Origin of the sequence: Microterricola pindariensis (assembly GCF_002936985.1) — a bacterium.
GTDB classification, from domain to species: domain Bacteria; phylum Actinomycetota; class Actinomycetes; order Actinomycetales; family Microbacteriaceae; genus Microterricola; species Microterricola pindariensis.
Genome location: NZ_MPZN01000088.1, coordinates 1 through 11,015, shown reverse-complemented (window position 1 = coordinate 11,015; position 11,015 = coordinate 1). Strand labels below are relative to the sequence as shown.

Sequence of the window (11,015 nt, the reverse complement as noted above, 5' to 3'; positions counted from 1 at the left end):
ACAAGAGCTCGAAGAACTACCTGCGCCAGTTCGGCCAGAAGGTCTCCCCCGCCATGAAGAAGAACCTCATGGTCGGCATGGGCGAGAACGCCGGCGTCGTCGACGTGGGCGAGGGCTGGGCGGTCACCTTCAAGATCGAGAGCCACAACCACCCCAGCTACATCGAGCCGTTCCAGGGCGCTGCCACCGGCGTCGGCGGCATCGTCCGCGACATCATCTCGATGGGCGCCCGCCCGGTCGCCGTGATGGACGCCCTCCGCTTCGGCGACATCAACCACCCCGACACCGCCCGCGTCGTGCACGGCGTCGTCAGCGGCATCAGCTTCTACGGCAACTGCCTCGGACTGCCGAACATCGGCGGCGAGACCTACTTCGACTCGGTCTACCAGGCCAACCCGCTCGTGAACGCCCTCGCCGTCGGCGTGCTGCGCCACGAGGACCTGCACCTCGCCAACGCGCGCGGCGTCGGCAACAAGGTCGTGCTGTTCGGGGCGCGCACGGGTGGCGACGGCATCGGCGGCGCGTCGATCCTCGCCTCCGACAGCTTCGACGAGGGCGGTCCCACCAAGCGCCCCGCCGTGCAGGTCGGCGACCCCTTCGCCGAGAAGGTGCTCATCGAGTGCTGCCTCGAGCTGTTCAAGAACGAGCTCGTCGAGGGCATCCAGGACCTGGGCGCCGCCGGCATCAGCTGTGCGACCAGTGAGCTCGCGGCCAACGGCGACGGCGGCATGGTCATCGCCCTCGAGAACGTGCTGCTGCGCGACCCGTCGCTCACCGCTGAGGAGATCCTCATGTCGGAGAGCCAGGAGCGCATGATGGCGATCGTCACCCCGGAGAAGCTCGCCGGCTTCCTCGAGGTTGTCAAGAAGTGGGATGTCGAGACCAGCGTGCTCGGCGAGGTGACCGACACCGGCCGCCTCGTCATCAACTGGCACGGCGAGGAGATCGTCAACGTCGACCCGAACACGGTTGCCGTCGACGGCCCGGTCTACGACCGCCCGGTCGCCTACCCGACCTGGATCGACGCCCTGCAGGCCGACAGCGCCTCGAAGCTGGCCCGCCCCACGGATGCCGCGGAGCTCCGCGCCCAGCTTCTGCAGCTGGTCGGCAGCCCCAACCTGGCCGACAAGAGCTGGATCACCAGCCAGTACGACCACTACGTCGGCGGCAACACCGCCCTCGCCTTCCCCGACGACGGCGGCATGGTGCGCATCGACGAGGAGAGCGGGCTCGGCTTCGCCGTCGCCACCGACGCGAACGGCCGCTTCTGCCAGCTCGACCCGAAGCAGGGCGCGCGCCTGGCGCTGGCCGAGGCCTACCGCAACGTCGCCGCCACCGGCGCCGTGCCGGTCGCCATCTCGGACTGCCTGAACTTCGGCTCCCCCGAGAACCCCGAGGTCATGTGGCAGTTCAGCCAGGCCGTCGAGGGCCTCTCCGACGGATGCCTCGAGCTGGAGGTCCCCGTCACCGGCGGCAACGTCTCGTTCTACAACCAGACCGGCGACGCCCCGATCCACCCGACGCCGGTTGTCGCCGTGCTCGGCGTGATCGACGATGTCGCCCGCCGCATCCCGTCCGGCTGGCAGGACGACGGACACAACATCTACCTGCTCGGCACCACCGCGCTGGAGCTCGACGGCTCGGCGTGGGCCGGCGTCGTGCACGACCACCTCGGCGGGCGCCCGCCGGCCGTGGACCTGGCCGCCGAGAAGCGCCTCGCCGGGCTGCTGCACGCGGCATCCGTTGAGGGCCTCATCGACAGCGCCCACGACCTCGCCGACGGCGGCCTCGGCCAGTCGCTGGTGGAGTCGGTGCTGCGCTTCGGCGTCGGCGCCCGCGTCTGGCTCGGCGACCTGATGGAGCGCGACGGCATCGACGCAGCGACGGCCCTCTTCTCGGAGTCGACCGGTCGCGTGATCGTCAGCGTCCCGCGCGAGGACGACGTCAAGTTCCGCGGCCTCTGCGAAGGCCGCGAGTACGAGGTGATCCGCATTGGCGTGACGGATGCCGGCACCGACGGACTCGACATCCAGGGCGAGTTCGCCGCGACCCTCGACGAGCTGCGCACCGCGCACCGCTCGCCGCTGGCCGACGCGTTCGGCCCGGTGGTCGGCTACTAGCCACTCCCGCACGAACAGAGGGGCCCGGTCGCATTCGCGGCCGGGCCCCTCTCGTGTTTGGGGGCGCCTAGCGGCGGAACGCCGAGAGCACGCCGTCGAGGCCGGCCACGATCACGAGGTCGTCAGCGACGACGGGAGATCCGGCGATGCCGAACATGGACTGGCCGTCGACCGCCCACTCCGCCGCCGGGCCCGTCGCCGCGCTCCAGAGCACGTCGCCGCTGGCGCCATCGAGGGCGAACAACGAGGCCTCCCACGGCTGCATGCCCTCTGTCGAGATGTTGCTGGCGTAGTAGACGCCGTCGAAATGTGCCGGGATCCCCCACGGCCAACCGCCGATCGTGGCCACCCACGCCGGGGCGCCCGTGGCGAGGTCGAACTGCCGCACCTCGCCGATGTCGGAGCTGCCGATCGTCACCCGGTCGCCCACGATCGTGGCGCCGGACTGCACCCAGGATGCTCCGTAGGACGAGCTCCACAGTTCCTCGCCCGTCGCCGCATCGAGCCCGAGAACGTGGAGCGCCCGGCTGCCGACGACGAGCACGCCGTCTCTGAACCCGGGCGAGGTGGTGCCGTCCCCGCGGAGTGGCTTGGCCCAGACGGCTGTGCCGGATGCCGCGTCGACGGCGTGCACCACGCCGTCGCGGCCGATGGCGTAGACCCGGCCGTCGCCCGTCGTGAGGTCGGAGCGCATTGGGGCGCCGGTGGCGTACTCCCAGAGCTGGCTCCCATCGGATGCCGCGAGGGCGAGCAGCCGGCCGTCCGCGGTGCCGACGAAGAGCGCATCCCCGAGCAGCGCCGGGCGCGAGCCGAAGTCGTCCCAGACCCTCCGCACCGGCCCTGCGCCGGTGTCGACGCGCCAGAGCTCGGAGCCGTCGACGGCAAGTGCGAACACCATCCCGCCGTCGCTGGTGACGTAGATGGCGTCGCCTCCCACGAGCGCCGCACTGCGGATCTGGCCGCCGGTGTCGAACTCCCACGCCTTCTCGCCGTCCGCATGAGTGAAGGCGGAGAGCACCCCGTTGTTGGCGCCGGCGAGCACGAGGTCTCCGGCGATGGCCGGGGTGCCCCAGCTCTCGGCGCCGAGCGGGCTGGCCCAGGCCAGGCTGCCGGGCCCGCTCGCTGCTGCGGCGCCTTCTCCCACCGCGGCCCCCTCAGCAGCGCCGGCGCCGGCGGCATCCGCACCCCCGACCGGTTCCCCGCGCACCAGAACGATCGCGGCGATCACGACCGCCACCGCGGCCACCAGCACGACGAGCACGAGCAGCGAGGTGAGCACGAGGGTGAAGTGTCGCCGCGCGTGCTCTCCGCCCTCGTGGGCGGCCGGGGCTGTTGGCGCAATGCTCGGAGCGGCGCCAGGTGCCACTCCGTCTGCGCCGGGGGTTCGGTTGCTCTCAGTCATGGACGCCTTCGTCTCGCGTGGTCAGCACGGGGTGAGATGTTCACGCGTGTGCCACGGGGCGCGGCCCTCTGTGATACTTGCCGTCCCCCGATCGGCGCGAACGATGCCAGCGTAGCGGTTAGTTAGGATTCCTGACAATGACTTGTTCGGGAAACGCCGGGCACCGTTGACGGGCGAGCGGCGCGACCCCCAGAGGAGTCGCGCCGCCGCAGTGTTGTTTTCGTCGTCGCCTGGGTTATGCCGCGAAGCGCAGGGTGGCGGCGAAGGCGCCGCCGCCTGGCACGTCCTCCGCGCGCACCGCGAAGATCTGCGAGCCGCTGAGCAGTGCGCGACGCAGGATCTCGTCGACGACGCCGTAGTTGACGGCGTTGTCCTCCTCCGCAACGGTCACGGCCCCGGACTCCGAGTCGATCCGGCCGGGGATGGACCGGTCGATGTCGACGAATAGCGTCTCGATCGCACCGAAGGTGGCCGCGCGTGCGACGTCGCTGAGATCGGTGGACGCCCGCCCGTTCGCGTGCCTGTCGGCGAAGTTGTCGCGCAGCGCAGCCAGCTGGGCCGCGTAGATCTCGTCGAGGATCAGCCGGGCGGATGCCGCCAAATCGGCATCCGGGATCTCCTCCGGATTGCCCGTGATCGTCTGGCTGGCCAGGTGCGGGTACGTGGCGACGCTGCGGAAGATGCTGACGAGCGGCTCGGCCCCGGCGATGATCAGCGGCACGTTCAGGCCGTTGAACAACGGCCGGAGCGCGCGCACGATCGCGCGCGAGTACTCCGCCATGCGCACCTTCTGCCCCTCCGCTCCCTGAACGCGCCCGGCGGGGGTATTGCCACCGCCCGCGCGCCCTCCGGTCTGGTGGCCGACCGGTGAACGACCGGCGATCGGGTCGAGCCCGGCGCCGTCAGCGACGTTCTCCGGCATGCCGTCCACCGTGATGCGGTGCGGGACGTCGTCGGCGCTGATCTCCAGCAGTCGCACGGAGTTCTGGGCGAGGGCGAGTACGTAGGCGGTCTGCGGGAAGGTGGCCGCCCGCATCAGCGGCTTCACGTAGAAGCGGTCGGCCACCTCGACGGCCGCCTCGAGGCGGTTCGGCAGGCGGTAGGTCTTCAACGAGGTCGGCGTCACGAAGATCGCGAGGCTGTTGGAGAGGTGGGTCCAGAACGCGCGGTCGGCGATGAAGTCGCCGATCTGCTCGGTGATCGCTGCCACCTCGCGCTTGTCGGCCCCGACCGCAAGCAGCTGGCGCTGCGCCTCATCGACCTGGTTGCGCAAGGCGATGCGGGAGGCTTCGGACTCTTGCGGCAATGGGCTGGTCGGCAGATAGATCGACACGCTCAGTGGATCTCGCGCGGTGGCGAGGCTCAGGATGCTGTCTCTGCTCGGAATGTCGGTGTGCTGCACGTGTAACTCCCCATCGTCGCTCCACAGTTCGAGAGCCAAGTGCCGACCCCGAGTGAAACGACCCCGATTCCGACGAGCTCCCTCGTCGCCAGTCTATGTTCGTTCGTCGCGGAACGGGCAGGCCGATCTGAGGGAGTTCGGGGAATGGCGTGTGGGGACGGGGCCGGCGCTGCGTGCGGGGTTGGCTTCGGTCGCTGGCGCTCCCTCGAGCCAACGGGAGGGGGGAGGCAGCGCGGGGCGGGGGCTGGCGACCGACGGGCGCCTAGAGCGGGAGGAGGCAGCTGGGCGAGCCGGTGGCGAGCTCGCCGAGCACGGCGCCGGGGATGCCGTCGGCGTCGAGCTGGAAGGTGGTGACGATGTTCGAGAGCTGGTTCGCGACGTGGAGCTGGTCGCCCTGCTGCAGGTGGTGCCGCGGCCAGTTGCCGCCGCTGGCGGTCTCGGCCAGCGGGTGCGGCGTGCGGCCGTCATCCGCGATTCCGAAGGTGTGCAGCGTGTTGCGCCGGCGCACGGTCACGTAGACGCGGGCGGCATCCGCATCGAGGCTGATGTGCCCACCCGCGTCACCCTCGGCCGGGGCCTCTCCGCCGGTCAGGACCGGGAATATGCCTGCGAGCGAATATGTGTCGTCCGCGGGGCTCGGGGCGACGACGAGGAGCTCGATGGAGTACTCGGTGATGATGTAGATGCAGCCGTTCGGGTGCAGGTCCAACAGGCGCGGCCCGCTCCCGGCCGGCAGCGCCAACTCCTGCTCCACCGTGAGCGCGAGCCCGCCGTTGGCCTCGACGACGCTCCAGATGCGCAGCAGGTCATGCCCGAGGTCGGTCGTGGCGATGCGGCCGTCCGGGAGGGCGAGGGCGGCGTGCGCCCGGCTCGGGCGGGGCGGGGTGCCGGCCGCGGCAGCGGCGCGGTCGATCGCGGCCGGACCCTCGACGCTGGCGGTGATCGCCCCGCTCTCGTCGAGGGTGTACAGGTGCACGACGCCGTCGCCGTAGCTGCTCGCGACGAGCCAGCGGCCGTGCGGGTCCACGGCGACGTGGCAGACCAGGCTGCCCGCTCCCCAGGACTCGCCGAGCGGCTCGAGCACCTGTCCGCCGTCGCGCACGGTGAACGCCCGCACTTCGGCAATCTGCTCGCATGCTGCGTAGACGACGTCGAGGCGCGGGTGTCGCGCGAGGTAGGACGGCGAGTCGGCTGGCACGGCGGTGCCGACCGCCTCGAGCCCGGCGCCGCTCCGCGCCCGCGCCGCCTCGATGCCGACCCCGGCTCCCGAATCACCGGTGTAGCCGCCGACGAGGAGCGTTGCGTTCATGGGTATGCCTTTCAGGGAATGCGTTGGGACTGACGGGTTGGTGCGTTAGAGATAGGTGCGCACGACGTCGACGATCGTATCGTTGGCGTCGACCACGGGGATGTTGCGCCACTTGTCGAACGCCGTGCAGGGGTGCGAGATGCCGAAGGCGACGAGGTCGCCGGGCTGCACCGTAACCCGCTCTGGCAGTTTCAGGTAGCCGTGGTGGTCGTCGAGCGCCGTGATCTCGGCGCCGGCGATCGACTCGCTCACCGACTCGGCCACCCGGCCCGCGGCATCCGCCCGGCGCAGCAGCAGCGGGACGGGCAGCCCCGAGTCGTAGGGGGCGTCGCGCTTGCCCATGCCGACGAGGGCGAGCCCGGGTTCCGGTGCTGAGAGCACCTGCGCCCACACCTGGAGCGCGCCGGCGAGGGCACCCTCGGCGGGGATGCGGTTGTATGCCGTCTTGCGCACGTATGTGCCGTGGTCGTGGCTGACGTAGGCGCCGCTGCGCAGGATGACCCGAGCGCCGGGCACCACGCCGCGTGCCCAGCCGATCGAGAGCTCGCTGGCGACCTGGTCGAAGTAGGCGCTGCCCCCGGCGGTGACGATCGCGTCGGCGGGCAGCTGGCCGGCGGCGGCGAGCTCCTCGACGAGCGTGCGCACGCGGGCGAAGTAGGCCTGCACGTCCTCGACGGCGGGCAGCCCTCCCTCGTAGGAGGAGACGCCCGCGATCCGGATGCCGGGGGTGGCGGCGACCAGCTCGGCGAGCTCGCGCGCCTCGGCGACACTGCGCAGCCCGGTGCGCCCGCCGGGGAAGCCGAGGTCGATGAGCACCGGGAATCCGCCGCGCGCGGAGTCCAGGCCGTGTGCGAGGCCGGCCGCGGCCGCCGCGCGCACGCCGGCCGCAGAGTCCACGAGGCAGGCGAACTCGAAGCCGGGCTCCGCGGCCAGCTCGGCGGCGATCCAGTGGAGCGCGGTCGTGTCGAGCACCTCGTTGGCCAGCAGCACCCGGGCGACACCGGCCCGACGCGCGATGAGGAGCTGTGCCGGGGTTGCCACGGTGATGCCCCAGGCGCCCGCGTCGATCTGGCGCTGCCAGAGCTGGGGCGCCATCGAGGTCTTGCCGTGCGGCGCGAACAGCAGCTCATGCCGTTCGGAGAATGCGGCGAGGGCGGCGAGGTTGTGGGCGAGTTCCTCCTCGCGCAGAACCATCACCGGCCAGGCGCTGCTGCCGCCGAAGAGCGCGGGCCGCTCGGCCAGATAGCCCTCGAGATCGGCGCTGGGCTCCCCGTCCGGCCGCCAGATGCCCTTGTCCGCCCAGCTCGGCGCGATGTCCAGTGGGTGGCTCATGAGCGCGGTTCCGCGAGGATCTCGGCGAGGAGGTCGACCTGGTTCGGGTCGGCGAGGGCCGCGCCGACGGCGACGGTCGAGACGCCGGCCGCGAGGAAGGCGCGGGCGTTGCCGGCGTCCATTCCGCCGGTGGCCACGAAGCGCACGTTCGGGAACGGGCCGCGCATGGTGGTGAACCAGCTTGTGCCGAGCACCGCGGCCGGGAACGCCTTCACCCAGGTGAAGCCCAGGCCGACGGCGTCCTGGATCTCGGTGGCGGTCGCGACGCCGGGCAGGTGCGGCACGGCGAGGCGCGTGCTGGCCTCGGCCACGTTCCTGTTCAGGCCGGGCGCCACCGAGAACGCGGCGCCGAGGCGCTTGCTCACCTCCACCTGCTCCACGGTGACGATCGTGCCGGAGCCGACGAGCTTGCCGCGCTCGGCGCCGGCGCGGATGACGGCCTCCAGGCTGGGCACGGCATCCGGGGTCTGGATCGGCACCTCGACGAGGTCGATGCCGAGGTCCCAGGCGCGGTGAGCGAGGGCGACGGACGCGTCCGGCGTCATGTTGCGGAGGATGGCCATGATCGGCGATTCGCCGAGCAGGGTTTCGATGTCGTTCGCCATGGTGGCCTCTTTCTACGTGGTGGGCTGGGAGCAGTGGGAGACGACGGAGGGGGCGGGCAGCCGCAGACCCTGCCACTCGTCGTCGGGAGTCTGGGCGAGCGCGAACAGCAGCTCGGGGGACGGCAGGTCGACGATGTCGCTGACCGCGCCGAGGGTGTACCCGGCCATGATGTGGCCGAGCCGGAGCGCCGTCGCCGTGTCGGTGCCGCTCAGCCAGGCCGCGAGGTAGCCGGCCGCGAAGGCATCGCCGGCGCCGACGGCCTCGACCACGTCCACGCGCAGCGCGGGCACGTAGCTGGCGCCGTGCGCGTCGAACTGGGTGGCGCCGAACTCCGCGTCCTTCACGATGAGCTGGGCGGCATCCGGGATCAGCGCCCGCACGCTGGCGGCGTCGGTCGTTCCCCAGAGCGTCTCGGCCTCGTCGCGGCCGACGATGACGATGTCGGCGGCGCGGGCCAGCTCGAGCAGGCGCGGTGCCGCCTCGGCGACGCCCCACAGTGCCGGGCGGTAGTTGACGTCGAAGCTGACGGCGGCGGTGGCGGCAGCGGCCCGCTCGACGAGGATGCGCTGCAGCAGCGCATCGCAGCTGTCGGAGAGGGCAGCGGTGATGCCGGAGACGTGCACGAGGCGGCGGCGCTCCAGGGCGAGGGCGTCGAGGTCGGCGGGGCCGAGGGCCGAGGCCGCGGAACCCGCACGGTAGTAGTACACCCGGCTGGAGCCGGAACCGTGGTCTTTGAGGTAGAGGCCGGTGGGCCGGCTGGGATCGGTCGTGACGCTGCGGGTGTCGACGCCGCGTGCCTGCAGCTCGCCGAGGATGCGCGCGGCCAGCGGGTCGGCGCCGAGGCGGCTGAACCACTCGGCGCCGATGCCGAGGCTGGCCAGGCCCGAGGCGACGTTGGACTCGGCGCCGCCGATGTGCGTGGCGACGGATTCCGCCTGCGCCAACAGCTCCCCTGCCTCCGGCACGAGCATCACCATCGTCTCGCCGATGCAGAGGGCCTCGGGCGCGGCGCCCCGGTCGGTGGTCGGCAGCTCAGTCACGCGTGTCTCCTCGGTGAGCGGGCACGGCGCCCGGGTGGTGTGGGTGGTCGCCGCGCGCGGCCTGCGCCCCGCGGCCGCGGACGGCGCGGCCGGGCAGCTCGGCGGTGCGGCGGCCGTCCAGCAGGGTGGGCACGCCGTTGACGAACACGTGCGGGATGCCCGTCGGCGGCAGCGTCGGCTCGTCATAGCTGGCCGGGGATCCGACGGCATCCGGGTCAAGCAGGACGAGGTCTGCCCAGTTGCCGACCGCGACGACACCACGATCGTGGAGGCCGAGTCGGGCGGCCGGGCGCGAGGTGGCGTGCAACACGGCCTCCTCGAGACTGAGCAGCCCCCTGTCGCGGGCGAAGTGGCCGAGCCAGAGCGGGAAGGAACCCCAGCCGCGCGGGTGTGGCTTCTCACCGACGAGGATGCCGTCGGTGCCGACGGTGTGCGCGCCGTGCAGCATCACCGCCTCCATGTTCTCGGCGTTGCCGACCGCCATCAGGCAGCCGGGACCGAGCCTGTCGGCGATGAGCAGCTCGGCGAAGAGCTCGCCGGGGGCGATGCCCCGCGCCGTGGCGAGCTCGGCGATGGTGTGGCCGACGGCCCAGGCGTTGGCCGGGTCGGCGACGGCGGAGATGGAGATCGTCTGCCAGTCAACGGGCACGCCGTGCTGGCCATCGGAGCCGGTGACCTCGAGCTCGTGCAGGATGGCCGCGCGGGTGGCCGGGTCGGCGAGCAGCGCCAGGGTGGCGTCGGCGCCGTCGGACTGCGCCCAGCCGGGCAGCATGGAAGAGAGGTAGGTGGCGCTGGAGAGGTATGGGTAGGCGTCAAGGGTGACGTCGCCGCCGCCGGCGATGGCCGCGTCGATCGCTGCGAGCACCTCGGGGGCGCGGCCGCGGTTCAGCGGGAAGTTCACGTGGCAGTGCGCCAGGTGCAGCGGCACCCCGGCGCGGGCGGCCAGCTCGAGGCAGTCGGCGTAGCCCTGCACGACCTCGGCGCCGTAGTTGCGGTGATGCGGGCAGTAGTAGCCGCCGTGTGCGCGCACCGCCGCGAGGGCGTGCGCGAGCTCGGCGTCGTTGGCGTACATGCCGGGTGCGTACGTCAGCCCGGTCGACATCCCGACGGCCCCGTCGCGCATGCCCTGATCGACATATGCTCGGATCTGGTCGAGCTGCTCCGCGCTGGCGGCTGCCGCATCCATGCCCATCACGTTCATGCGCGCGGTGCCGTGCGGCACGAGCACGGCGACGTTCGTCGCCGCTCCCCCGTCGACGCGGTCGAGGTAGTCGGCAACGCTGCGCCAGGAGTAGTCGAGCTCGGGGGCGCCGTTCCAGCCGACGATCTGGGCGCGCATTGCCGCCATGGTGGCGTCGGTGACGGGCGCGTAGCCGAGGCCGTCCTGGCCGACGACCTCGAGGGTGACGCCCTGCTGCACCTTGGCGAGGTGGGCCGGGTCGGCGAGCACGGCGAGGTCGGAGTGGGCGTGCATGTCGATGAAGCCCGGGGCGACGATCAGCCCCGTGATGTCGAGGATGCGGGCCGGGGTTTCGACGGGCTCAACCCACGAGGCCGATTCGACAGGCACGATCGCACTGATCCGGCCGGCGCTGATGTGCACGTCGGCGCGGAAGCGCGCACCGCCGAGTCCGTCGATCACCTCGCCGCCGCGCAGGATCCAGTCGGGCACCATTCCTCGGTTTCTCGGCGCTCGGCCGGTCATTTCCTGTCCATCCACGCCGACACGGTGTGCACATGTTGCAACACCCTGTGCAAGAATGGCTAGTGAGTTCACTCTAGGGGAGATCGCCGTGTCACAGAC

General features: G+C 71.8%; 8 protein-coding genes. 1 reads left to right on the top strand and 7 read right to left on the bottom strand.

The annotated features are described in order from the left end of the window. The coding region (gene purL, locus GY24_RS16045; RefSeq protein ID WP_104477489.1) for a phosphoribosylformylglycinamidine synthase subunit PurL at positions 1-2,120 on the top strand (2,120 nt) is incomplete at its 5' end. Positions 2,121-2,187: 67 nt separating this feature from the next. Here purL and GY24_RS16040 read toward each other — a convergent pair. The 7 genes from GY24_RS16040 to GY24_RS16010 all read right to left on the bottom strand — a co-directional run bounded on the left by GY24_RS16040 (position 2,188) and on the right by GY24_RS16010 (position 10,886). Continuing rightward, positions 2,188-3,522 carry an outer membrane protein assembly factor BamB family protein gene (locus GY24_RS16040; RefSeq protein WP_104477487.1) on the bottom strand — a complete coding sequence of 445 codons (1,335 nt, stop codon included), beginning with the start codon at positions 3,520-3,522 and terminating at the stop codon, positions 2,188-2,190. A gap of 235 nt (positions 3,523-3,757) precedes the next feature. Continuing rightward, a complete protein-coding gene (locus tag GY24_RS16035; RefSeq protein ID WP_104477485.1) occupies positions 3,758-4,924 on the bottom strand; it encodes a baeRF11 domain-containing protein in 1,167 nt (388 codons plus the stop codon). 262 nt (positions 4,925-5,186) lie between these two features. After that, on the bottom strand, positions 5,187-6,233 hold the full coding sequence (locus tag GY24_RS16030) for a lactonase family protein (RefSeq protein ID WP_104477483.1): 1,047 nt from the start codon (positions 6,231-6,233) through the stop codon (positions 5,187-5,189). A gap of 45 nt (positions 6,234-6,278) precedes the next feature. Continuing rightward, complete coding sequence (locus GY24_RS16025) at positions 6,279-7,565, bottom strand: alanine racemase (protein WP_104477481.1); 1,287 nt, start codon at positions 7,563-7,565, stop codon at positions 6,279-6,281. Further along, on the bottom strand, positions 7,562-8,170 hold the full coding sequence (locus GY24_RS16020) for a bifunctional 4-hydroxy-2-oxoglutarate aldolase/2-dehydro-3-deoxy-phosphogluconate aldolase (protein ID WP_104477479.1): 609 nt from the start codon (positions 8,168-8,170) through the stop codon (positions 7,562-7,564). Before GY24_RS16020 ends, GY24_RS16025 begins: the two co-directional genes overlap by 4 nt. A gap of 12 nt (positions 8,171-8,182) precedes the next feature. After that, positions 8,183-9,211 carry a sugar kinase gene (locus GY24_RS16015; RefSeq protein ID WP_202972970.1) on the bottom strand — a complete coding sequence of 343 codons (1,029 nt, stop codon included), beginning with the start codon at positions 9,209-9,211 and terminating at the stop codon, positions 8,183-8,185. Continuing rightward, positions 9,204-10,886, bottom strand: coding sequence for an N-acyl-D-amino-acid deacylase family protein (locus GY24_RS16010; RefSeq protein ID WP_104477477.1), 1,683 nt, complete (start codon positions 10,884-10,886; stop codon positions 9,204-9,206). The genes GY24_RS16015 and GY24_RS16010 overlap by 8 nt, the downstream gene beginning before the upstream one ends. Between the last annotated feature and the right edge of the window lie 129 nt (positions 10,887-11,015).